The organism is Paenibacillus sp. FW104-T2 (assembly GCF_058789975.1).
Genome location: NZ_JBYTCE010000026.1, coordinates 17490 through 40238, shown reverse-complemented (window position 1 = coordinate 40238; position 22749 = coordinate 17490). Strand labels below are relative to the sequence as shown.

The 22749-nt window shown below is 45.5% G+C and carries 22 protein-coding genes and 1 other annotated feature; of the genes, 5 read left to right on the top strand and 17 right to left on the bottom strand.

Going from position 1 to position 22749, the window contains the following annotated elements:
• Positions 1 to 38: 38 nt before the first annotated feature.
• The 9 genes from tyrS to AC3WQ3_RS25115 form a co-directional block, all read right to left on the bottom strand.
• Complete coding sequence (tyrS, locus tag AC3WQ3_RS25155) at positions 39 to 1298, bottom strand: tyrosine--tRNA ligase (protein ID WP_095286666.1); 1260 nt, start codon at positions 1296 to 1298, stop codon at positions 39 to 41.
• Between the two features lie 120 nt (positions 1299 to 1418).
• Positions 1419 to 1641, bottom strand: a binding site (T-box leader).
• Between the two features lie 100 nt (positions 1642 to 1741).
• On the bottom strand, positions 1742 to 2188 hold the full coding sequence (locus AC3WQ3_RS25150; RefSeq protein ID WP_336782010.1) for a DMP19 family protein: 447 nt from the start codon (positions 2186 to 2188) through the stop codon (positions 1742 to 1744).
• Positions 2181 to 2651, bottom strand: a complete 471-nt coding sequence (locus tag AC3WQ3_RS25145; RefSeq protein WP_492474021.1) for an Imm63 family immunity protein — start codon at positions 2649 to 2651, stop codon at positions 2181 to 2183. The genes AC3WQ3_RS25150 and AC3WQ3_RS25145 overlap by 8 nt, the downstream gene beginning before the upstream one ends.
• A gap of 181 nt (positions 2652 to 2832) precedes the next feature.
• A complete protein-coding gene (locus AC3WQ3_RS25140) occupies positions 2833 to 4302 on the bottom strand; it encodes a protein adenylyltransferase SelO (protein WP_492474020.1) in 1470 nt (489 codons plus the stop codon).
• Positions 4303 to 4595: 293 nt separating this feature from the next.
• Complete coding sequence (locus AC3WQ3_RS25135) at positions 4596 to 5915, bottom strand: solute carrier family 23 protein (protein WP_154893779.1); 1320 nt, start codon at positions 5913 to 5915, stop codon at positions 4596 to 4598.
• A 308-nt stretch (positions 5916 to 6223) separates the two neighbouring features.
• Positions 6224 to 6682 carry a hypothetical protein gene (locus tag AC3WQ3_RS25130; RefSeq protein WP_336782013.1) on the bottom strand — a complete coding sequence of 153 codons (459 nt, stop codon included), beginning with the start codon at positions 6680 to 6682 and terminating at the stop codon, positions 6224 to 6226.
• A gap of 27 nt (positions 6683 to 6709) precedes the next feature.
• Positions 6710 to 7018 (bottom strand): Dabb family protein, encoded by a 309-nt coding sequence (locus AC3WQ3_RS25125; RefSeq protein ID WP_336782014.1) that lies wholly within the window; start codon positions 7016 to 7018, stop codon positions 6710 to 6712.
• A gap of 187 nt (positions 7019 to 7205) precedes the next feature.
• Positions 7206 to 7751, bottom strand: coding sequence for a PadR family transcriptional regulator (locus AC3WQ3_RS25120; RefSeq protein ID WP_492474019.1), 546 nt, complete (start codon positions 7749 to 7751; stop codon positions 7206 to 7208).
• A 74-nt stretch (positions 7752 to 7825) separates the two neighbouring features.
• Positions 7826 to 8974 (bottom strand): YhgE/Pip domain-containing protein, encoded by a 1149-nt coding sequence (locus AC3WQ3_RS25115; RefSeq protein WP_492474031.1) that lies wholly within the window; start codon positions 8972 to 8974, stop codon positions 7826 to 7828.
• A 106-nt stretch (positions 8975 to 9080) separates the two neighbouring features.
• On the opposite strand from AC3WQ3_RS25115, the gene AC3WQ3_RS25110 reads away from it, so the two are divergent.
• The 3 genes from AC3WQ3_RS25110 to AC3WQ3_RS25100 all read left to right on the top strand — a co-directional run bounded on the left by AC3WQ3_RS25110 (position 9081) and on the right by AC3WQ3_RS25100 (position 12259).
• Positions 9081 to 10334 carry a cytochrome P450 gene (locus tag AC3WQ3_RS25110; RefSeq protein WP_492474018.1) on the top strand — a complete coding sequence of 418 codons (1254 nt, stop codon included), beginning with the start codon at positions 9081 to 9083 and terminating at the stop codon, positions 10332 to 10334.
• A 153-nt stretch (positions 10335 to 10487) separates the two neighbouring features.
• Positions 10488 to 11342, top strand: a complete 855-nt coding sequence (locus AC3WQ3_RS25105) for an AraC family ligand binding domain-containing protein (RefSeq protein ID WP_492474017.1) — start codon at positions 10488 to 10490, stop codon at positions 11340 to 11342.
• Positions 11339 to 12259, top strand: a complete 921-nt coding sequence (locus AC3WQ3_RS25100; RefSeq protein WP_492474016.1) for a DMT family transporter — start codon at positions 11339 to 11341, stop codon at positions 12257 to 12259. The genes AC3WQ3_RS25105 and AC3WQ3_RS25100 overlap by 4 nt, the downstream gene beginning before the upstream one ends.
• A gap of 124 nt (positions 12260 to 12383) precedes the next feature.
• Here AC3WQ3_RS25100 and AC3WQ3_RS25095 read toward each other — a convergent pair whose 3' ends face one another.
• Complete coding sequence (locus AC3WQ3_RS25095; protein ID WP_492474015.1) at positions 12384 to 13076, bottom strand: pseudouridine synthase; 693 nt, start codon at positions 13074 to 13076, stop codon at positions 12384 to 12386.
• Between the two features lie 112 nt (positions 13077 to 13188).
• On the opposite strand from AC3WQ3_RS25095, the gene AC3WQ3_RS25090 reads away from it, so the two are divergent.
• Positions 13189 to 14076, top strand: coding sequence for a hypothetical protein (locus AC3WQ3_RS25090; protein WP_492474014.1), 888 nt, complete (start codon positions 13189 to 13191; stop codon positions 14074 to 14076).
• A gap of 98 nt (positions 14077 to 14174) precedes the next feature.
• Here the strand turns inward: AC3WQ3_RS25090 and AC3WQ3_RS25085 are convergent, their stop codons facing one another.
• The 3 genes from AC3WQ3_RS25085 to AC3WQ3_RS25075 all read right to left on the bottom strand — a co-directional run bounded on the left by AC3WQ3_RS25085 (position 14175) and on the right by AC3WQ3_RS25075 (position 15941).
• The gene (locus AC3WQ3_RS25085) at positions 14175 to 14357 is read right to left on the bottom strand and encodes a YjfB family protein (RefSeq protein WP_095286404.1); all 183 of its coding nucleotides are present in this window, start codon (positions 14355 to 14357) and stop codon (positions 14175 to 14177) included.
• Between the two features lie 128 nt (positions 14358 to 14485).
• Positions 14486 to 15340 carry a Cof-type HAD-IIB family hydrolase gene (locus AC3WQ3_RS25080; protein ID WP_492474013.1) on the bottom strand — a complete coding sequence of 285 codons (855 nt, stop codon included), beginning with the start codon at positions 15338 to 15340 and terminating at the stop codon, positions 14486 to 14488.
• Positions 15341 to 15416: 76 nt separating this feature from the next.
• Positions 15417 to 15941 (bottom strand): GNAT family N-acetyltransferase, encoded by a 525-nt coding sequence (locus tag AC3WQ3_RS25075; RefSeq protein ID WP_336782023.1) that lies wholly within the window; start codon positions 15939 to 15941, stop codon positions 15417 to 15419.
• Positions 15942 to 16160: 219 nt separating this feature from the next.
• Between AC3WQ3_RS25075 and AC3WQ3_RS25070 the strand changes: the two genes are divergently transcribed.
• Positions 16161 to 17321, top strand: coding sequence for a S8 family peptidase (locus AC3WQ3_RS25070; RefSeq protein WP_492474012.1), 1161 nt, complete (start codon positions 16161 to 16163; stop codon positions 17319 to 17321).
• Positions 17322 to 17455: 134 nt separating this feature from the next.
• Here AC3WQ3_RS25070 and AC3WQ3_RS25065 read toward each other — a convergent pair whose 3' ends face one another.
• From AC3WQ3_RS25065 to AC3WQ3_RS25050, 4 genes are all read right to left on the bottom strand, one after another.
• Complete coding sequence (locus tag AC3WQ3_RS25065) at positions 17456 to 18898, bottom strand: 6-phospho-beta-glucosidase (protein WP_492474011.1); 1443 nt, start codon at positions 18896 to 18898, stop codon at positions 17456 to 17458.
• 31 nt (positions 18899 to 18929) lie between these two features.
• Positions 18930 to 20852: a beta-glucoside-specific PTS transporter subunit IIABC gene (locus AC3WQ3_RS25060; protein WP_492474010.1), complete on the bottom strand. Its 1923-nt coding sequence runs from the start codon at positions 20850 to 20852 to the stop codon at positions 18930 to 18932.
• Between the two features lie 356 nt (positions 20853 to 21208).
• Complete coding sequence (licT, locus tag AC3WQ3_RS25055) at positions 21209 to 22048, bottom strand: BglG family transcription antiterminator LicT (RefSeq protein WP_336782081.1); 840 nt, start codon at positions 22046 to 22048, stop codon at positions 21209 to 21211.
• Between the two features lie 386 nt (positions 22049 to 22434).
• On the bottom strand, positions 22435 to 22740 hold the full coding sequence (locus tag AC3WQ3_RS25050; RefSeq protein WP_336782027.1) for a hypothetical protein: 306 nt from the start codon (positions 22738 to 22740) through the stop codon (positions 22435 to 22437).
• Positions 22741 to 22749: the final 9 nt, after the last annotated feature.

Below are 22749 nucleotides of genomic sequence, written 5' to 3'. Positions count from 1 at the left end.
CGTTGTTCTTCCCAAGATATTCTTGATACGGTACGTTCCTACTTCAATTTCACAAGGCTGTAGTTCTTCTTGCCTTTACGAATAATGATGAACTTGCCACCAATCGCATGCTCCGCAGACACTGTGAATTCCAGCTCTGTAATCTTCTCTCCGTTCATAGAAATCGCACCTTTGGTGACATCCTCACGGGCTTGGCGTTTCGATGGCTCAAGGCCCAGATCCACCAGCCAGTCCACGATGTTTTTGGCTTCGCCGTCAGTTTCAAATGTCGGCATTTCCTTGAAGCCCTGCTCGATCTCATCGGCTGTCAGGGAGCGAATATCTCCACTGAAGAGTGCTGCGGTAATACGTTTAGCTTGCTCCAGCATCTCTTCGCCGTGAACGAATTTTGTCATTTCTTCGGCGAGTGCCTTCTGCGCTTCACGTTTGTGCGGCTCAGTCTCTACCTTTTCAGCCAAAGCTTCAATCTCCTCTTTGCTCAGGAAGGTGAAGTATTTCAGGTATTTGATGACATCGCGATCATCCGTGTTCGCCCAGAACTGGTAGAATTCGAATGGTGTCGTTTTGTCCGGATCCAACCAGATTGCACCGCCCGCGGTTTTACCGAATTTCGTACCATCGGCTTTGAGCATCAGAGGGATCGTCAAACCGTATGCTCTTGCTTCAGATCCTTCTTTCTTGCGGATCAGATCCAGACCGCTCGTGATGTTGCCCCATTGATCCGAACCACCGATTTGCAGCTGCACATCCTCGTTTTGGAACAGGTGATGGTAATCCAGAGACTGCAGGATCTGGTAGGAAAACTCGGTGAACGAGATTCCGCCTTCCAATCTGCTTGCCACGACATCTTTAGCCAGCATCGTGTTAAGATTGAAGTTTTTCCCGTAATCACGCAAAAACTCGATGACGTTAATTTGATGTGTCCAGTCGTAGTTGTTTACCATGCGAACCTGGTTGTCGCCTTCGGTTACAAACAATTTTTTCATCTGTGCTGTCAGCTTATTGACGTTCTCTTGGACTTGTTCCAGTGTTTGCAGCGAACGCTCGGATTGACGTCCACTTGGGTCACCAATTGTACCCGTTGCCCCTCCAATCAGGATTACCGGACGATGTCCCGCTAGTTGAAAACGTTTCAGCATCATGAACGGAATCAGGTGACCGATGTGCATACTGTCTCCAGTAGGGTCAACCCCACAGTACAAGGATATCGACTTGGTTTCGGTCAGCTCACGCAGCCCCTCCGCATCCGTCTGTTGGTTTATGGCGTCACGCCATTCAAGTTCATCAATAATATTCAACCCAAACAACCCCTTTCTCTTCTAATGGTTCTTCAGTCATGGACTACGTTAATGGTCAAAAATACAGATCTGAGCAGCTTTTTTTGGACACAAAAAAATCGTCTCCTTGTCTTCATTAGACATAGGGACGATTATCATAACCGTGGTACCACCCAACTTGCATGAACAGATGCTTACGCATCATCCATACCGCTTTTGGCAATATATCGTTTGCCCATTCCGCTTGGCATTACCCAAGTACTCCAGAGTGTAATTCGCAGCCCTTGTATGTATCAGGTTCCATCAACCCCTGACTTTCTGTAACAGGGACAAAGCCGCTACTGCGCTCCATCAACGTAATTCATGTATTAGATTATAGCCAGTATAGCCGAACGTTCAACCCATTGCAAGAGCCTGTATTTAATCTGCTCACCGTACAGCAAAAGAGACTCTGATCTTTTATACTATGCCTCTATATTCAGCTTCCTATGATAATGCGTGTATGCCTTCTCCGCAATTTGATCCTCGTTATCCCACAATCGCTGATCCAGAGTATCCAACCTTAGTTCCTCTTCTGTCGTGAGTAAACGGGGAATGTCCCATAATGCTGTAAGCCGTTCATCATCCGCTAAATGCTCTATCAAGTTATACTGCTCTTGAATATTGCCCAGCACCTGGTTCGCACCAATCGTATGTAATGCCCGCAAAACATGAAGATATGCTTCTTCTCCCCAATTGCAGAAAAATTGAATGAACCCACCGTTATATACGTCTACTTCCAACAGCCATAGGGCTGCAATCTCCTGTTCCTCGGATGTGAATCCCGACCATCCCTGTTCTTGTTTGTTCTTTTTGTCTACAAACTTCAACGCATAATCATACCATACATCATTAATATCTTGATTAGTCATGCCCTTCATCCCTTCCCCTAGGCTGCATGCTCTCCAGTTCATGGCGTTTACCGGTTTGATGCCAGTGCAAATAGGGTTCTCCCAATTGCTGAAAAGCGTTCGTTACGTTGCGATCCATTTCCTGTATCACTTCGCTTGTGTATTTCAAATGAGTGTTGATATTATCAACATCATATTTTTTCAACATCTCCACATGCACCGTCGTAAAAATAATATCCTCCAGCAGCCAGTAGATAACCATCTCGGTCTGCTTCAACTTTTTCTCCAACATGGGCATTCCACGTTCATAGATGGTGACGATATAGGTTTCACTTTCCATTTCAACATAAGGCACACCTTCCCATTTGAAAGGCTCCAATAGACGGTTAACATATGTATTGCTCTGTTCCTGGTCAAAGTCTGTTAGGGATAAAAGTTCAAGCAGCTTGACTGCTAATTCCTGTTTGGTTAAAACATCTGACATGGCAGCTCACCACCTGTGATTCATTTAAATTGCATTCCCCATGACATGATCATGAAAAAGCTGCCGGTGGCAGCTTCTTCGTGATCACCAGGTTGCTTGTACTCGCAAGGTACCTATTGCAACTCATGATTGTATTTTTTAATCTGAAATGTTCAATCTGAATGCTGAATCTGCACTCCCATCAGGTTCCGCAAAATGTCCGATAAGATGGATCACAGGTCGCCGGCAATGTGGCGTATTCTTCCTGTTCCGGTGTATGTGCGTAAGGTTTCCGGAGAACGGCTAGCAGCTGATTCATTACGCTATAATCCCCATCATTCTCTGCCCGTTCAAGCGCCTCTTCCACTATATGATTCCGTGGGATGATTGCAGGGTTGCTGCTCTTCATCAATTGCTCTACAGCCTCTTTTGATTCAGACTGCCGGCCCAGTCTAACTTTCCAGCGTTCGTTCCATTCCACAAATTCCGGTGCTTCGTTCAGATTCGAGTTCTCCCACTTATCAAAAGTTAAAGCTAAGAACGTATTCGTGAAGTCCGCCGATTGCTTTTCCATCAGTTCCAGAAGATCTTTCATCAGCGTTTCATCTTCGTCCTCTTCTGTCAATAATCCCAGCTTGGCTCGCATGCCGGATAACCATTCTTGATGATACTGCTCCGAAAATTGGGAAATGGCATCCTGTGCAATCTGTATGGCCACATCTTCATTATCATGCAGCAGCGGCAGCAATGTCTCCGCAAGACGAGCCAGATTCCAGCCCGCAATATAGGGTTGATTGCCGTAGGCATAACGGCCTTGCGTATCGATTGAACTAAAAACTGTAGCCGGATTATAAGCATCCATAAAAGCACAAGGCCCGTAATCTATCGTTTCTCCACTGATGGCCATATTGTCCGTATTCATGACGCCGTGTATAAATCCAACATTCTGCCATTTGGCGATCAGTGAAGCCTGTCGTTTGATGACTTCCCGGAGGAAGTTCAAATAACGGTTATGATCTATAGGAATGTCAGGAAAATGCCGTTCCAGCGTATAGTCCGCCAGTGCTCTCAGTTCCTCTACAGTTCCCCACCTAGCTGCATACTGAAAGGTTGCCACGCGGATGTGACTGGAGGCCACTCGGGTTAATATGGCACCCGGCCGTTCCGTTTCACGAATAATGCTTTCTCCAGTCGTTACTACCGCCAAACTTCTCGTAGTAGGGATACCCAGTGCTTCCATGGCTTCGCTAATAATATATTCACGCAGCATCGGTCCAATCGCCGCCCGACCATCCCCTCCACGGGAGTATGGCGTTCTGCCCGAACCTTTGAGCTGAATGTCCACCCTCTCGCCCTGTGGCGTGATCTGTTCACCCAGCAGTAATGCCCGTCCATCACCAAGCATGTTGAAATTGCCAAACTGATGGCCTGCGTAAGCTTGAGCCAGAGGCTCGGCTCCAGGCGGAATTTCATTGCCTGCAAAGATTGCTGCCCCTTCCTCGCTGTTCAGCGTTTCAGCATTCAGTCCGAGGCTGGCCGCAAGGGTTTCATTTAAGATGACAAGCTCAGGTGACTGTACCGGTACTGCACCCTGACTCGTATAAAAGGTCTGCGGCAGCCGGGCATAACTATTGTCCAAATTCCAGCCTGCGCCTAACTTATCCTTTTCCATGTGCACTCCACTCCTTTTCCTCAACAAAGGAATTCCTCTGTTTGTATTCATGTAGCCTGTGTGAACCAATGCTCATTTATGTAGTCGCATGGAATTTCGAAATGATGAACATATCATATGTTCATAAGGAAACTTTAGCATATTTGTAGGGTGTTTGCATGTTTCATCGTGTAGGGCAGCCAAATAAGCCCACAAGGTATTCATTTAGGAAGAAGGATATTTTCCACTCTTTCCAGCAATGAATTTTATGTGGGCTTACTCGTTTAATTCGCTATTATTCAGTTAAGATGGAATCAGGTATGTGCCTCCTGAGTCCCCGCTACAGGCTGAACAGGCAAGCTTTCCTTTTTGAAACCAAGATTGAAAAAGATATTAAGCAGAATCGCTGACAGACTTCCTGTAATAATACCATCGCTCACAATGATCCGAATGCTTTGTGGCAGCTGGGCAAACAGGTCTGGTACGGCTGTGACACCAAGCCCGAGCGAAACAGAACAAGCGACGATCAGCAGGTTGGACTGCTTGCCAAAATCGACGGTTTGCAGCATTTTGATTCCAGAGGATACGACCATACCGAACAGAACCACTGTCGCACCGCCTAATACTGCACTTGGGATAATGGTTGCAAATGCCGCTACCTTCGGAATGAGTCCGAGGAACACCAGTATGCCTCCGGCTGCAACCACGACATTTGTTGTTTTCACCTTGGACAATTGAACGAGCCCGACATTCTGCGCGAATGTATTGTATGGAAAGGCATTGAATATACCGCCAAGTACAAAAGCCAAGCCCTCTGCACGATAACCGCGAGCCAGATCCTTCTCATTGATGGGCTGATCGCAAATTTTGCTCAAAGCCATAAACACACCCGTTGACTCGATAATCACGACAGTACCTACGATGATCATTGTAATAATCGGGCCAAGCTCAAATGTTGGCATTCCGAAATAAAAGGGTTGTGGCAAGTGGAACCATGATGCTTCCTGTACAGGAGAGAAATTCACTTTTCCCATGAGGGCCGCAATGAGAGTTCCTGCGATGATGCCAATCAGGACGGCAAGAGATTTAACGAAACCCCGCGCATACCGGTTCAGTACCAAAATAAAGAGCAGTACTCCGAAAGAAAGTGCCAGATTGTCCAAGCTTCCGAAGTTCTCACTGTTTGCCCCGCCAGCCATATTCTTAATACCGGTAGGAATAAGTGCTAGACCGATAATGGTTACCACGGTACCAATAACAACGGGAGGGAACAGCTTGACGATTTTGCTGAAAAATACGGCACAGATGACGATAAATAAACCGGCTGCTATGATGGACCCATAAATGGCTGGAATACCATACTGAGATCCGATGGCGATCATGGGCGTAACTGCTACAAATGAACTACCGAGTACTGCTGGCAAACCAATGCCCAGATACTTTCCCTTCCGAGCCTGCAGCCACGTTGCAATACCGCATGTGAGCAGGTCAATGGATACCAGATATGCCAGCTGCTCTGCAGTCAGATTCAAAGCTCTTCCCACGAGTAAAGGTACCAGAATAGCCCCGGCATACATTGCCAATACATGTTGAATCCCCAGTGAAAAAATTCTCATCTTTTTTGTTTCGTTCATCCGCGCTCGCCCCCGAAATTAGAATCAACCCATCGCACTGAATAATCATGTTATGTTGATTTACATTATATAAACTATTTCGAGAACTTCCATGATACATGACCGAGAATTGTTACAGGAGATAAAGAGATCGTATCTTTTTGGGCAAACGAAACAAAACACCTGATTTTGAGTGTAATATTATTTAACATCTCACTACATTTTTACTGAATATCAGGAGAAAAGAAAAAAGCCAGCACCACATGTGCCAGCCTGCTGTTCAATCGCTTTAATCATGATGGACATTTTCATTGGAGGTATCAGGGCTTCTAGGTGGCTAATTGGGAAGCGATGTAGGCCCATCCCTCCTCCACACTCCGGAACACCCATCCGGCAGATTCGATTCCATCTTTACTGCCAACCCCAAGCAGAAGTGTTCTGACCGCTTCTTCAGATTTTGGTCCAACGGTAAGCGCAAGCGGAAATGGACGGTACCGGGAGATCTCACTACCTACGTCAAAAACAAGATCCAACTCATCTCCCCAATCATACTGCATGTCCGACAGATCAATAACGAGCCCGTCCGGCCTCCATGCTTCCAGTACAGCTTTGCCGATTGCACTCATATAACGGGCATCCGAATTGCCGCTACTGCCAAACCCGTAGACACCTATAAATTTCAAAATCATGATCTTTCTATAGGAATTCTCTAACACGCTCCCGATTCGAACTTCGTACTCCAGGTCGCTTAAATCTTCCAAACGATATGTTCTGGTATTTATACTCATACTTAGTGTTCTCCTACATGACCTGTCTTATTTCGAAGGGATCGGAAAGTCAGTTACAATAACATTCTCTACCCATCCGTTAAGCGAAGCTACAAAGGCCTGATGCGCAGGATGTGGACCATATGCACGCAAGGCTTCTTGGTCTTCAAACGTCACTCTTAATCCAAGCGTGAATCCCTGAATATGATTCGTCTCTTCTGTTACATTGATTCCGGCAGTCAGATCGATGATCCCAGGAATCTCGTCCTGTAAGGCGAGCAATTGTGAGACAAATTCCTGCTGTTTTGCCGGGGTAATTTTATCGTTGAATTTAAATACCACCAGATGTTCGAACATGAAATTCCCTCTCCCTCGTTACAAAATATTCATTTACGACATAGTTCAGATTCTATAGGTTTTTTCCATATGTTTCAATCCAGGCTCCTGATTCTGCTTCGTACTTTAAAGGAAAAGAGGTGCGTTCAAAGCCAGACTGTCGCTGACCTGACGCACCTCTTCGCAGGCACGGTGACGTAAAACGCGCTTAGTGCCTTAACGCTCTGCTCTGAACATGGTGAAGGAGCTTCTCCAACCATGCAATGTTGCTCTCAATCGTGTGATAAGCATGATCCCTCATCAGCCACAGAGCATCCATCAAATCCTCACTTACCTCGATCTCCTCCGGTTTCTGCTCGTCAATATAATCGAGTTTTTTTCTTTGTTTCACGATGATATCTTCAATAAGGTATGCAATCTTCTGATTATCCACCTTATCCAGATTAACCAGCGCTGCATAAAGGGACTGAATGGTCGTGAATTTCTGAAACACTTTATAGATGCTCTCTTCCAGCGCGAGCCGCCCTTGATCGGTGATCCCATACATCGTTTTGTCTGGTCTATTCTCACTCTGAATCGTTTCAATCTTCTCGATTAGACCCTTCTTAAGCAGCACTTCAAAATTGTAATAGATCGTCCCTTCCGTAATTCTGGCCTCGGTCTGATCCAGATGTTTGCCTATTTGCTTTTTAATATCATAGGGATAACAATTCCCTTCACTTAAAGCACCAAGAATAAATATTTGAATTGACATGTGACTGCCCCCATTCTGCTCTTACCAAGGGCACAGCTTCTTACAAATTCGCCTGAGCCCTTTTATTACTTATTTTATACGATAGCGGGCTGTTGTGAAGACTCTTGCAGCGAATTGGTTTGCTTGGCATGTTTGAAATGGTGAATCGCTGCATTGAGAACGAAAGCGACCAGTCCAACCAGCGCTAATCCAATGGCGTAATGGGCCGTTCTGCCACCGCCGAAAAGAATATTGTAATCCAAATGCGTGGAATAGAACATCGGCGTGATCTGACTCACGAATTTGAAATACCCAGGCATCATTTCGGTTGACATGGACGTACCGTTGGCAATGGATTGACTAAGCACGAATATCATGTTGATCAGCATACCTCCTTGACCGAGAAGCATGATGAAGATACTTGTAAACTCAATCGACACGAATAATTGCAGACTGTGCACCAGCCACATTTTCAGAAACACCTCCACCCCATAACCTTGAACCATGAAGTAGATGCCTACTCCAACCAGAGGAGCAATCAGGGAAATGAGCAGGTTCGCCCCCCGCAGGGCAAAAAAGGCTTTCCATTTTCCCATTTGTGCACGCAGCTGCTGCATTCCGCCCACGCTCTGCATGGCATAGATCATAGCTCCAACATAGAGCGCCATCGTGATGAACATCGGTGCCATCTGATTTTGCATACCGGCAGGCTGAGGGTTGCTCATGACGATATTGGATGAGACCTTGCCCGTGGTTGATTCCACAATCTGTTTGGATTGATCCGCAGGAACCTGCATTCCGTTCAATACCGCTTCGAAGCTTTGAGCCTGAACCTGTGCGCTGATCTGAGCGGTAATTTCTGCTGCTGCACTTTTCATCGAACTGGTAATGGTGGTTGGGTTAGACTCATTAATCAAATATTCCAGCTGCGCTTTGCCGCTCTGTTCAGACAGTTTCTCCGTAAAGTCACCAGGTATACGTATCACCATATGAATATCACGGTCTTCCAGACCCATCTTCGCCTGTTCCAGCGACTCATCGGTTACGATATGGAACGGGAGCTGCTCTTGCAGCTTCTGAACAAATTCAGTACCGGATTGTTGATCCTCATTAACGATGGCCACCTTAAGATTCGTTACGTTTTTGAGGATCGCGCTATATCCGGACATGAAAACGGTCAGCATCACAATCTGATAGAACACAATCATGAATATCCCCGCTTTGACTCCCTTATGTTTCAGCATACTCTTCACTCTCTACTCCACCTTATTATTATAATTTAAATTACTTGAATTAAAGTACTCTTGTTTGTTATATTTGTCAATGACCCCAACTAAGGAGGTAAGATGAATGAAGAAGAGTACGATTATATCTCTGTCTGAAATCACGAAATTCCAATCGAAAGAAGAAGAGTTTAGCCCTTATCGTTGGTATCGCCACATGCTCAAACAGGAACCTGTCGTTTACAATGAAGAGACGGATTCCTGGCATGTGTTCAAGTACGACTTGGTCAAAACCGTATTGAATGATCATGAACATTTCTCCAGTGTAAGAGAAAGATCGATTGTGAACGTGGGGTATTCAAGTGAGGGAGAAGGTGCGGACAGCGAGCACCACATTCCGGACAAGCTGGATATTCACAACGTCGATCCTCCGGAACACCGCAAGCGAAGATCATTATTAGCAAGTGCATTTACCCCAAGAAGTCTCAAACTTTGGGAGCCGCGCATTCAGGCCGTAGCAGACGAGTTAGTCGCGGAATTTTCTCAGCTTCCCGAGGTCGATATTGTACAAGCCTACACAAGTATGTTTCCAGTAATCATCATGTCTGATCTGCTTGGCATTCCTTCCAAAGACAGGCTACTATTTAAGGAATGGGTAGATATTCTCTTCATGCCAACAACGGATGCAACCTTTAGCCATATCAATGAAATGAAGAAAATTGCGGGTCAGCAATATTTCGAATACCTTTACCCTTTTGTTGTGTCCAAACGAACGAATCTTGCCGAGGACATTATCTCGGACCTGATCCAGGTCCAAGTGGATGGTGAACATTTTACGGATGAGGAAATTGTACGTACCACCATGTTCATTCTGGGTGCAGGAATAGAAACCACAAGCAACCTGTTGGCCAACTCCTTCTATGCGCTGCTCTATGATCAGCCTGAACTGTATACGGAGCTGAGAGATAATCCGGAGCTTGTTGGAAATGCAGTGGAAGAAATGCTGCGGTACCGTTTCCATATCAGTAAAATGGACCGCATGGTCAAGGCGGATAATAACCTGCTTGGGGTTGAGCTCAAAAAAGGAGATGCCATCGTAGCCTGGATGAGTGCAGCCAACATGGATGAGGACATGTTCGAGGATCCATTCACTTTGAATATTCATCGTCCGAACAATAACAAACAGCTCGCTTTTGGCTTCGGAACACACTTCTGCCTGGGTGCACCTCTCGCTAGGCTGGAAGCCAAAATTGTTCTGACGACATTTTTGCAAACCTTCTCAAGTATTGAACCCGTCAGCGGGTTCATTCTGGAAGACCACCTGACCCCGTCTGCAGCAGGACAATCTCTGACAAGCCTTCCCTTGAGGTTATATAAGTAGTACGCTATAGAGGAATAACAGAAAAAGAGCAGGAAATCTGCTCTTTTTTGCTGCTTCCCTGCTATTTATAGCATGCGCGAGCGCAATATCGTTCAAGAAATTGCCTTCTTTTCAGTTTATACTGACAAGAACTTACGAGAAAGAAGGTGCAGCATGAATCGCGAAATACGAACCGTTGTATTTGATACCGATCTGCAGCTTGAAGCTTATCAATTCCAGGGCATCATGCAGAAATTCCCCAATCACTTTCATGACTATTACGTCATTGGTTTTATTGAGCAGGGCAAGCGACATCTGGTCTGCAATAATCAGGAGTATGTGCTGAATACCGACGACATGATTATATTTAACCCTCATGACCCCCACGCCTGTGAAGGGATTGATGGAAGAACACTCGATTATCGCTGTATTAATATCCAACCAGAGGTCATGAGAGAATACACCCGCGAAATTACCGGACAAGACTATCTGCCGAACTTCACAGCACCCGTACTCTATCAACACGAATTGGTCGGCTCTTTGCATGACCTGCATTTGATGATTTTGGAGGAGCAATCCGATTTTGGCAAAGAAGAGCTGCTGCTCCTGCTGCTGGAACAGCTGCTTCGGGATTATGCAGATGCTGAATCCTCCGTCTCTTCTCAAGATGTCACGATCGAAGTCAAGTGTATCTGCGAATACATAGAGTCTCATTACATGGAAAGTATATCGCTGGGTGAGTTAGCTGAACGAAGTGGAATGAGCAAGTATCATCTGGTACGTCTATTTACTCGCCAAAAAGGCATCTCACCATATCGGTATCTGGAAACGATTCGTATTAATCAGGCCAAACGCTTATTGGAACAAGGAACGCTGCCGCTTGAGGTATCCGCCCAGACGGGATTCAGCGATCAGAGCCATTTTACGAACTTTTTCAAAAAACTAATCGGCTTGACGCCCAAACAATATTACCGAATCTTTAACCATGAAGACGAGTCCCAACGACTGCAGGACCGTGTTTCGCGATGAGTGAAAATAAACATACGGCTGGTCACCTGCTCGCCTTGCTTACAATTTTGATCTGGGGGACCACCTTTATCTCCACTAAAATTCTGCTCATCGACTTCACACCTGTGGAAATCCTGTTGTTTCGTTTTCTGATTGGATATGTGGTGTTGTTTCTGATCTACCCTCGTGTGATGCGGATATCAACGGTCCGGGATGAGATGCTTTTTATGGCGGCCGGACTGTGTGGAGTCACATTGTATTTTTTGATCGAAAATATCGCGCTTGTATTCACACTGGCTTCAAACGCAGGTGTCATTGTGTCCATTGCGCCCTTCTTCACCGCTGTGCTTGCGCATTTCTTCCTGAAGGATGAGCCGTTATCTCGGTATTTTGTCGCCGGTTTTGCTATTGCTTTGACAGGCATTGTGATCATTGCGTTCAATGGGCGTTACAGCCTGCAGCTGAATCCGCTGGGCGATCTGCTTGCTTTTGTGGCTCCTGCTGTCTGGGCAATCTATTCCGTCCTTATGCGTAAAATAGGCGATCTTCACTATCACACCATTGGTGCAACACGCAAAGTGTTCTTTTACGGGCTTTTGTTCATGCTCCCTGCCTTGTTCCTGTTCGAATTCCATTTTGACATGGAGCGGTTTGCCGATCTGACCAACCTTTCCAATCTTCTTTTTCTCGGGGTAGGCGCTTCTGCGTTGTGTTTTGCAACCTGGAATAGGGCGGTAAGCCTTTTGGGAGCAGTGAAAACCAGCGTTTACATTTATTTGGTGCCTGTAATTACATTGTTAGCTTCTGCACTGCTGCTGCATGAACCCATTACTTGGATTACCATGCTGGGTGCGGTGTTAACACTCCTGGGTTCCATCATCTCAGAACGAAAAGTGCGGAAGCATGCCTCCGGATCGAAATTGTCCGAGATCCATTAGACTCTGGTCGTTTGAAACGCTAAGAAGGCACCATCCATCCTTTCAGGATTAGTGCCTTCTTTGTGTTTGCGTGGGATGACTCACCTTTTGTACAAATGTTCTTATCCAAGCTAGGAAAAGTTAGCTAGTTCAGCCTGGCAAGCAGCGTACTCAGCTCATGCTTCTCCAGATGCCTCCATTGTCCTCGTTCCAGCTGATCCAGTGTTATATTCATAATACGGATGCGCTCTAGTTTCAGGACTCTGTACCCCAGGGCTTTGCACATTCTGCGAATTTGCAGGTTAAGCCCCTGTGTCAGAATAATCCGAAAAACATTCTCTCTGTGGCGATATACTTTGCACGGCTTGGTTATTACGTCCAGAATTTCGACTCCTTGGGACATCATTCTTAGGAATTCATCTGTAATCGGTTTATCCACGGTCACCACGTATTCTTTCTCATGATTATGCTCTGAGCGCATCATTTTGTTAACAATCTCTCCATCATTCGTAAGCAAAATCAAACCTTCCGAGGCTTTATCCAGCCTGCCAACGGCAAAGATACGTGATGGATAATTTACATACTGTATAATATTCCCCTCGACTTGTTGTGCTGCCGTACAGACGATACCTATTGGCTTGTTGAGAACTAGGTATACAGGCTCACGATCAACCTGCGGGATTTCCTTTCCGTCGATCAGGACAAGATCTTCTGTTTCAACCTCTGCCCCTTTTACACAGAGGTCACCATTGATCGTAATACGCCCAGCTGCAATTAAGCGGTCTGTCTCTCGCCGTGAGCAGAATCCCGTTTCACTTATGTATTTATTAATTCGCATGCTTCACCGCTTCTCATCTGTAATATAGCCATCATCTCATTTATAATGAAAGGAAGCAATGAAGCCTATGCGAAAGTCTTAGGATAAGCAACTAACTTTTGAGGAGATGCTCATGGACAAACAATGCATGAGAGTGCTTAAGAAGCTGTATCAGCATGCCAATGGCAAGTACGACAGTGAGCGACAGGTGACGGTGTATCGAGCGGATACACTAACAGCTAACGAACAAGAAGTATTACATACACACGGATGGGTTCCTAATGATCTGGAGCTAATTGCGCATGACAAGATCATTCAACAATTAATCGATTTGCAGCAAAATGAGTATCTATCCTGGACCACGATCACCAATGCCTTTGTGGCCGGTGTTGGTGGAAGTTATCCCCGAGGCATAACTACACTTGGAAGCTATCATATGATGGTTCACATGCAGCACCATGCTTATGAAGAAGCGGAACAATTCCATTGTTGTAAATGCTGCGGTTTAAGCCGTAACAGCAATGACGCATGGGATAATTTGTCCTTTATTCGCTATGCCGTTCACTTGGGACATGATTACAGCTCGAATAGTTTAGGGACATATGCTGATTTGACAGAGTTAGTTTCCCTGCTTGAACATGAATCCATTACACCGAGTAAAGAGGACATTCACACCTTCAATCAACTGCTTCATAGTTTGGATCAGGCAGAGAGCGATGAATCTCCGGGAAAATATGAGAAACGGCTCACAGCCGAGAAATTGATCAAAGGACAGGCTGGCATCCGCCGAGGCATATTAAAATCATTATCCCGAGTAGGGGTTCTGCCAAACCAGATTCTCCCCCTTCGTCCCGATCATTGGACCAATATCGAAGAACTGCTTAATGCCGAATTACTGCTCAGCAATACGAAAGGCCGCTCCGACATGGAGATGCCGTGGGCTGGATGGCAAGGTAAACTCGGCGTGGATTGGGACAAGGCCCGTCAGCTTTTTGGAAGTATGATCCTCCATCATTCCTAATGGTAAAAAACAACCCAAACAGCTTCAATTCGATGAATTGAAACCGTTTGGGTTCGCTTGCTGCAATTGTTTCTGAACATGCATTTCTTAGAAAACGTCTAAACTGAAATATCCAGACTGCTTCCCAGATTCGGATGCGGGGCTGGAACAGATTTTAACATTTCCGTAAGCTGTTGACCTTGTTGTTCTGCCATGTTTTTCGACATTGACATCACCTGCAAACTCGCCGACTGCGCCAGCGACGTTTGACTCATGGCCATTGATAATGCTGCAATATCCATGTTCTGCACTCCTTTATGTAGCTATCAAATGAGCGTACCTAATATATATCGGATACTGTACAGGAATTGTGTAATCTAACGCACGCCATTATTACAATTTAAGCGGGAGAAATCTCAAGAACACAGGACTAAATTAAGCCATACTTCACAAAAATGTGATATAGCCCGTCTTCCTCAATGGTTCCGGTAATGTCATCGGCGAGGGCTTTCAGACCGGGCTTCGCATTGCCCATGGCAATGCCTATATTGCAAAATTCCAGCATCTCCGCATCATTCATGCCGTCTCCGATGGCCAGTGTGTCTTCCCGAGACATGCCAAGGTGTTCCAGCAGATCCGCAATCGCAATTGCTTTGTGAATGCCCGGAATCATGAGCTCCCCGCTTCCCTCTCCAAAGATAGGTACGGTGCACTGGATTACCTCGAATTTGCCCTGAAATTCCTGCTTGATCCGTTCGAACGGAACCACAGCACTTTCCAGAAAACAAACCTTATTGACATCATCCTTATATAAGTCGGCTTCACCGTAGGTCAGCCCGGTGATAAATGGATGTGGCTTCTGTTCCTTTTTCGCTCTGGCTGCTGGATCATTCTCCACATCACCGTATATGCGACGTTCGAGATGGGTTTGAAGATTGCTACTTGCATAGAGGGCCGAATTGGATTCCAGATAGAAATCAATCTGATGTTCATTGAAAAAATCGACCATATGCCGAACGTCTTCAGCCGTTACCTTTTTATGATAGAGAACTTCATCACCAAACTCCACGTATCCGCCACCTGCACCAATCAGACCGTCGAATCCAACTTCCCAGATGGAATCATAAATTTCCGCCTTCGAACGCCCTGTGCACAAATAAAGCAAATGTCCATTCGCGCGTGCCTGCCTGCAAGCCTTCTGAGCTGAAACAGGTATGTTCCCATCATCATCCACAAGTGTTCCGTCAATATCGATAAAGACTATTTTCTGTGTCCGTGTGTTCATCTGCATCTGCCCCCATTATGTCTCAGCCATGTTGTAACCAACCATTCATTCATGCAAAACATGTATACATTACATATCACTTCTCAGCAGGCTTCTCCATATGCACAATTTGCCACTCATTATGCTCTTCGGTCACAATTGTAAATCCTTGACGCTGCCAGAAACCCACAGCCCCAGGCAAAAAACGGTGGGTATGTAGGTATAAGGTGGTGTATGGCATTTCTTTTACCACCCGCTCCAGCTCTTTCACCAAAAGTGAACCAATACCGTATCTGCGATAGGCAGGATCGACATAACATTTTACAATTTCAGCTGCAGTATGTTCCGGATAGCGACCTTCGATCACCTGAATCCGTCCATCATATGGCACAATGCCGATGGAGCCTACAATGCCCGCTTCCTCCGTTACAGCTACTAGAAAAACAGCACCTGCTGTCTCCATATAATGTTCCCTGAATTGCATCAGATCCGCAGGTATGTGTTCATGATTCATCATTGGAAATACTTCTCTGCGGACACGCATGGCAAAATCAACAGCTTGCTCAATCTGATGGAGCTGAACCTTCATTACCTTGGGTACTGTCTGAAGCTGTTTCACCATATTTTCATTCCTATCCTGTAGATTAGAGCCTGGCTTATAGCAGTTATCCCGAACCCGTATTCTTAGTGAGTTCGCTCTCTTCCATCATCTTACCTAATTAAATTTCTTCTATCAATCTAGCTGTACTCCAATCCAAAATGATAGATAGCCCGCGCGATTTGAGAGACTCTGCATACGATAAGACGTGTTATCAAATCAAACTCACAAGGGGGAAAAGCGATGTGGCTATGGCTTGGTATCTCTGCTGCATTTCTGCTCATGCTGGGATTTGTATATCGTTACGTAGAAGACATCCTTGAAACGCGAAAGTTTCATCCACATGCTCCCAAGCAGCTCTTGATCAAATTTAAGGAAGGCACCACGGCAGATCAAATGCACACTCTGCATAAAAAAGGAAGATGCAAAGTTGCCGAAACGTATGAGGATCTCGGCTGGTATCGGGTAGAATCAAACAGAATCATGCATCGCATGCTAAAGTATTATAAGGATCATGAACTCATTGAACATGTAGAACCCAATTACCTCGCTCAGGCATCCTATACCCCGAATGACCCCTACTTCCCTTATCAGAATAACCTGCAAAAGATTAACGCACCTGCGGCTTGGGATATTAGCCAGAGCAACAGCTCCATCAAAATTGCCATTATTGATACCGGAGTACAGCTAAATCACCCCGAGCTTGCCAGCAAGCTCCTTCCAGGTTATGACTATGTCAGCTATGACACCATTCCCGAGGACGGGAATGGACACGGCACACATGTGGCCGGAATTGCGGCTTCCGTCACGAATAATGGAGCTGGCATCGCTGGCGTTGCTCCGCTGGCGTCCATCGTACCCATTCGTGTGCTGGATGATAGCGGGATGGGAACCATGGGCAATGTCGGCAACGGGCTGGTCTATGCTGCCAATAACGGTATACAAGTGGTTAATTTGAGCTTGGGAGGACCTGTAGGTGATGCCTTCTTGCAAGCTGCGGTACAGTATGCCTGGGACCGCGGGGCAGTCATTATTGCTGCTGCTGGCAATGACAATACTTCTTATCCAATCGTGCCCGCTTCCTACCCCAATGTGATTGCCGTCGCTTCCACCAATCCTTCCGATCTGAAATCCAATTTCTCCAACTATGGTGCATGGGTTGATATGGCTGCTCCGGGTGACAGCATACTGTCGACATATCTCGGCAGCTCGTACGCTTATATGAGCGGTACATCGATGGCTGCACCGCAGGTTGCAGGTGCGGCTGCCTTGCTTGCCGCCCAAGGCAAAACCAACGCCCAGATCCGCGATGCGTTGTGCTTTGCCTCTGATCCTGTATCCGGGTCCGGTGTCTATTGGCAGTATGGCAGGCTAAACGCTCATCGGAGTCTGCAAGTCCCATAATTGGTTCTTCTCTTAGATGACCATATTAAAAGTAAATTTTCCAACGTTCTGTTTAATTGAAGAAAAGAGGAGCAGATCCGTCTGTAACACAGGATTGCTCCTCCCTTTTTAAAATTTCACTTAATGGACAGCACTTAGAAGTATTGTGCCCCATGAGTAGCAATGATGTCTTTGTACCAGTGGAAGCTTTTCTTTTTCACTCTTCTAAGCGAACCCGTACCGTCATTGTTTCGATCTACATAGATGTAACCATAACGTTTCTTCATTTCTCCTGTACCTGCACTGACCAAATCAATCGGGCCCCAGCTCGTATATCCAATGATCTCGACTCCGTCCTGAATGGCTTCTGCCATCTCGGAAAAATGACGGTTCAGATAGTCAATGCGGTAATCATCCTCCACTGTATCATTGTCCAGCAATACATCCGTAGCACCAAGACCATTTTCCACTATGAATAATGGCTTGCCGTAGCGGTCGTGCAGCTGATTGCAGGTAATTCGCAGACCTTTCGGATCAATGGTCCATCCCCATTCCGATGCATCAAGATACGGGTTTTTCACGGAACCAAATACATTGCCCTCCGTTGAATCCTTCAAAATCTCCGGATCTGTGCTTGTACAGCGGCTGGCATAATAGCTGAAGCCGATATAGTCCACCGTATTCTGCTTAAGAAGTTCGGTATCTTCTGGCTGCATCTCAATATGAATTCCGTTTTCTCTGAAGAAACGCTTTGTGTAGCCCGGGTATGCCCCTTTGGACTGAACATCAATGAAGAAAAAAGACTCGCGATCCTGCTCCATTGCCTTCCATACGTCCTCTGGATTGGAAGTGTAGGGATACACCGTACCTGCAGCCAGCATACATCCGATCTGTGCACCGGGAATCATCTCGTGACACGCCTTGACGGCAAGTGAACTGGCTACCAGTTCATGATGCGCCGCCTGATACAGGACCTGCTGCTTGTCCTCCCCCTCTTGCAGGACGATACCTGCACCAATATACGGAAGATGCAGAAGCATGTTGATTTCGTTGAACGTCATCCAGTATTTCACTTTGTCCTTATATCGATGGAATAACGTCTTCGCATAGGTTTCAAAAAATCCAATCATCTTGCGGTTCTTCCAGCCGCCATATGTTTGCACGAGATGTACAGGTACATCAAAATGACAAATGGTAACGACTGGTTCGATATTGTATTTCAACAATTCATCGAAGACATTATCATAGAATTGCAGGCCTGCCTCATTTGGCTCGGCGTCATCCCCGTTCGGGAAGATTCGGGACCAGGCGATCGAAAGTCTGAAACATTTGAACCCCATTTCGGCAAATAAAGCAATGTCTTCCTTGTACCGATGATAGAAATCAATGGCTTCATGAGAAGGGTAGAACTCGCCTTCCTTGGGTTCGAACGAGTCCAGGTTACCCATCGCAATGGGGAAACGCCTGGACCCGGTAGGGATCAGATCGACCGTAGTCAATCCTTTTCCCCCTTCCAGATAGGCACCCTCCAGCTGATTCGCTGCTGTTGCTCCTCCCCAGAGAAAATTCTCCGGGAAGGAAGTTGGCTTGTCAAACATAAAGCACTCCTCCTCTTCATCGTAACTTGATTTAACCAAGCACCGTCAGCAATTTGTCTTTTTCGTTCACCGATGCATTCTCTGTGCCCACAACATCCAGGTAATTTGAAGTATTCGTAATAATAATGGGTGTAACCGTCTCATAACCGGCATCCTTAATGGCCTGCAGATCAAACTCCATAATCAAATCTCCAACGTTGACCCGGTCACCATCTTTCACATGAGCGTTGAAATGTTGACCTTTCAGTTGTACCGTATCTTGTCCAATGTGGATCAGCATCTCTACACCATCATCTGTCACAAGTCCAATGGCATGCTTTGTGCGGTAAACCGTTTGTACAACACCTGTGATTGGAGATACCACTCGTCCACTTGTTGGTCGAATCGCAATGCCTTTACCCATATGCTCACCAGCAAACGTAATGTCGTTAATTTCCTTCAATTGAATAACTTCGCCAGCCATCGGGCTGAAGATTTCGTATTTACTGTTCGGATTGGGATCGAGTGCAGGTGCTGGTGCAGATGAAGGAGCTGTTACAGGTGCAGCAGCTTCCTTGAAACCAACGACATACGTGAGAACGAAACCAAGTATGAACGCAACGGCTGTTGCAATAAGTGCCATGTAGAATGTTGAATCAACACCTGTTGCCGGGTTAATGAAGGTCGGATAACCGAATACGCCAAGTCCGCCAAACATATACAATTTCGAGCCGAAGAATCCCAATATGGCGCCGCCAATACCACCTGCAATACAGCTCATGATAAACGGTTTTTTCAGTGGAAGGGTCACACCATAGATTGCCGGCTCGGTAACACCGAAGATGCCTGAGATGAAGGCGGGAATACTCAAAGATTTCAGTTTGGCATTTTTAGTTCTCAACATTACGGCAAGTACCGCACCAATCTGGGCAAAGGAGGCAGCGAACGACATGGCAACCACCGGATCCGCTCCGGACGTACTGAGGTTCAGAAGCATGACTGGAACCAGACCCCAGTGAAGACCGAACAGTACAAACACCTGCCACAGACCGCCAACGATAAGTCCTGTAAGAAGTGGGCTCAGATCATAGATCCCGGTTGCTCCTGCACCGATTAACTGTCCAGCCCAAGTGGATACTGGACCGATCACAAGGAACGTTGCGGGAACGATAACAAGCAGCGTAAAGAATGGAACAAGGAATGTGCTAACCACTTTAGGAATAACATTTTTGAAGAATCTTTCGATTTTCACGGCAAAGAATGTAGCAACAATAATTGGTATAACCGAAGATGAATAGTTCATCAGAATCACTGGAATACCCAGGAATGTAATATGAATCGGTGATTCAAACAACGTACCTGCGAATAGCGTGTACAATGGATCTCCCGCAGTCAAACCGGATAGTGTAGGATAAACCAGTGTAGCCCCGATGGCCATACCCAGGAACGGTGAGCCGCCAAACTTCTTGATCGCCGTATAACCTAGGAATACCGGGAAGAAGTAGAACAGACAGTCACCCGTTGCATTCAGCAAATGGTACGTTCCGGATGTGTCCGTCAACCAGCCGAAGGATAGAAACATGGCTGTAAACCCTTTGATCATCCCTGTTGCAGCAAGCAAGCCGAGAAGTGGAGTGAAGACTCCCGAGATCATATCGATAAATCGGCTGAACAGTCCTACCTTTTTCCCCGATTCTTCCTTCGACTCTTCAACCTGACCTTCTGTCGGCAAGTTGCCCACCTTCACAATCGCTTTATATACATCCGGCACTTCATTGCCGATGACTACCTGATATTGGCCACCACTCTGCATAACCGTAATAACGCCAGGCAGATTTTTAATCTCCTCTGTTTTAGCAACGCTTTCATTTTTTAGTTTAAAACGTAATCTGGTTACACAATGGAAAACGCTGTTCACGTTTCCAGAACCACCTACACGGGATAAGATGTCTTTGGCCAGTTGATCGTAATTCATAGTTATTCTCCCTCTCTAAGTAGACTCCCCATGCTTGTGAAACAAAGAAAACCTGAACTACTGAACATACACAACGAGCCGGATGATCCGGAAACAAGTCGTGTTATTCAGCAATTCAGGTTTTGCCCTTAATGGTTGCAACCCTGTAAGGCTGTACACAGCGATATTCGGTTGTTACTTCAACAACTTCATCTTAAAGTAAGTTGCAACCAGTCTTTACTGACCTGGAGTGATCGGCATTGCCTGATTGAACAGTTACAATCCGATTTTGTATGCGCTTACTTTATGGATTCATAATAGTATAACTTCTGATCTTTTGCAAGCGTTTTTTAAGAGAATATTTCGGTTCAAATGAACTACTCTGAAGTGGCGTGCACCACACGTTCAATGTGAATCGTCAGATACATCATTTCCTCGTTAGTAAGTTGATACGTGTAGTTATTTTCAATGAATTTTTTAATTTTTTCGGAGCACTTGTGCGCTTCGGGATATTTCTTCTGGATCAATTCAAACAATTCATCATCATTGTTATTTTTATAGTGCTTCCCTTTGACCAGACGCTGGGCGAAAAATTTCAGATGTGTCACAAATCGGTAATAGTTCAGCGAGTTCTCGTCAAAATCCATTTTGAAATGGTACTTGATGATCGTCAGCACCTCTTGCATCACCTGCGTCATGCTTCGAATATTCGGCATTTCTTCGTTAAGTGCTGCATTTACGAAATGCAATGCCATAAATCCCGCTTCATCTTCTGGTAACAGGACACCAAATTGATCACAGATCATATTGAGGGCCTCGAGTCCCACTTCGTACTCATCCTTGTACAGCTGTTTCGTTTCCCACAGTAATCCATTTCGTATAGGCAGGTTGTTGCGATATCGCTCAATGGCGAAATGGATATGATCTGTAAGATGGAGATAGATGCTGTCATTCAATTTTTTGCCCAATTTCAGTTTGGCATACGCGATGATCTCTTCGGAAACTTTCATGTATTCCAGCGGTATGCTGGCGATTAATGTTTTGAAGTTTTCCTGGATATCTTCGTTCTGCAAAGTAAAGATCTTGTCAATATGCTCCTCGGAGACCCGATCACCTGCCCGCTTCTGAAAAGCTATTCCTCGGCCAATGACGATGACTTCGCGCCCATCCTGAATGGCAACTACAGCATTATTGTTCAGCACCTTCTCGATTTTCACTTTATCCACCCCAATATACAGAAAAAGACAAGCCATACCTTCAACGAGGTCATAGGTCCTGCCCTTTTCAACTTCAATATCTACGATATGTGCGTTCATGGTATTACAATTATCTACAATGTGCAACAATAAATTTAATTTGGTTCCATCTGTTTTATTTTATTCAGTCTCTCCCGTATGTGGTTGAAGGATTTGCATTAATTCCTCTTAAAATGATAAAAGACTTCCAAAAATGAAAATCACAACTCATCTAATTGTCGGTCTATTACAGCCAATATTTCATGAAATTCATGGTTAATTAGGGAACGTTAAATGTATTATTTTCCCGCCCGAGGAGATTCATCTACTCTTTGCATTAAATAGCAGGGCGAAACGGACGCGCACGCCTATTTTTTCTTATTTCTATTTTCCTTCTCCAGTTCAGCTTCAATCCTCTTGTTAATCACACTCATCTCATCGGAACTAAGTTGATCCACTTGCTTAATCTCTTTATTGAATTCGTACTCTGTTGATTCCTTATTGTTCATTAGCCCCAAATGATTTTTAATCGCACGAACATCTTCCCGAATATATAAGGTATTCCGATAATTATCCACCACAAGACCGAGAATAACACCAATGACGATGACAGTGCCATAAGGAAACATAAGACTAACAATGGCTCCTGCAATCATCAAGATGAATACAAACAAAATGATTCA

What these genes read in the sequence shown, in the direction of transcription:
- AC3WQ3_RS25150 (WP_336782010.1), bottom strand. Translation starts at nt 2,188, where the DNA reads ATGACTAATCAAGATATTAATGATGTATGGTATGATTATGCGTTGAAG.
- AC3WQ3_RS25145 (WP_492474021.1), bottom strand. Translation starts at nt 2,651, where the DNA reads ATGTCAGATGTTTTAACCAAACAGGAATTAGCAGTCAAGCTGCTTGAA.
- AC3WQ3_RS25140 (WP_492474020.1), bottom strand. Translation starts at nt 4,302, where the DNA reads ATGGAAAAGGATAAGTTAGGCGCAGGCTGGAATTTGGACAATAGTTAT.
- AC3WQ3_RS25135 (WP_154893779.1), bottom strand. Translation starts at nt 5,915, where the DNA reads ATGAACGAAACAAAAAAGATGAGAATTTTTTCACTGGGGATTCAACAT.
- AC3WQ3_RS25130 (WP_336782013.1), bottom strand. Translation starts at nt 6,682, where the DNA reads ATGAGTATAAATACCAGAACATATCGTTTGGAAGATTTAAGCGACCTG.
- AC3WQ3_RS25125 (WP_336782014.1), bottom strand. Translation starts at nt 7,018, where the DNA reads ATGTTCGAACATCTGGTGGTATTTAAATTCAACGATAAAATTACCCCG.
- AC3WQ3_RS25120 (WP_492474019.1), bottom strand. Translation starts at nt 7,751, where the DNA reads ATGTCAATTCAAATATTTATTCTTGGTGCTTTAAGTGAAGGGAATTGT.
- AC3WQ3_RS25115 (WP_492474031.1), bottom strand. Translation starts at nt 8,974, where the DNA reads ATGCTGAAACATAAGGGAGTCAAAGCGGGGATATTCATGATTGTGTTC.
- AC3WQ3_RS25110 (WP_492474018.1), top strand. Translation starts at nt 9,081, where the DNA reads ATGAAGAAGAGTACGATTATATCTCTGTCTGAAATCACGAAATTCCAA.
- AC3WQ3_RS25105 (WP_492474017.1), top strand. Translation starts at nt 10,488, where the DNA reads ATGAATCGCGAAATACGAACCGTTGTATTTGATACCGATCTGCAGCTT.
- AC3WQ3_RS25100 (WP_492474016.1), top strand. Translation starts at nt 11,339, where the DNA reads ATGAGTGAAAATAAACATACGGCTGGTCACCTGCTCGCCTTGCTTACA.
- AC3WQ3_RS25095 (WP_492474015.1), bottom strand. Translation starts at nt 13,076, where the DNA reads ATGCGAATTAATAAATACATAAGTGAAACGGGATTCTGCTCACGGCGA.
- AC3WQ3_RS25090 (WP_492474014.1), top strand. Translation starts at nt 13,189, where the DNA reads ATGGACAAACAATGCATGAGAGTGCTTAAGAAGCTGTATCAGCATGCC.
- AC3WQ3_RS25085 (WP_095286404.1), bottom strand. Translation starts at nt 14,357, where the DNA reads ATGGATATTGCAGCATTATCAATGGCCATGAGTCAAACGTCGCTGGCG.
- AC3WQ3_RS25080 (WP_492474013.1), bottom strand. Translation starts at nt 15,340, where the DNA reads ATGAACACACGGACACAGAAAATAGTCTTTATCGATATTGACGGAACA.
- AC3WQ3_RS25075 (WP_336782023.1), bottom strand. Translation starts at nt 15,941, where the DNA reads ATGGTGAAACAGCTTCAGACAGTACCCAAGGTAATGAAGGTTCAGCTC.
- AC3WQ3_RS25070 (WP_492474012.1), top strand. Translation starts at nt 16,161, where the DNA reads ATGTGGCTATGGCTTGGTATCTCTGCTGCATTTCTGCTCATGCTGGGA.
- AC3WQ3_RS25065 (WP_492474011.1), bottom strand. Translation starts at nt 18,898, where the DNA reads ATGTTTGACAAGCCAACTTCCTTCCCGGAGAATTTTCTCTGGGGAGGA.
- AC3WQ3_RS25060 (WP_492474010.1), bottom strand. Translation starts at nt 20,852, where the DNA reads ATGAATTACGATCAACTGGCCAAAGACATCTTATCCCGTGTAGGTGGT.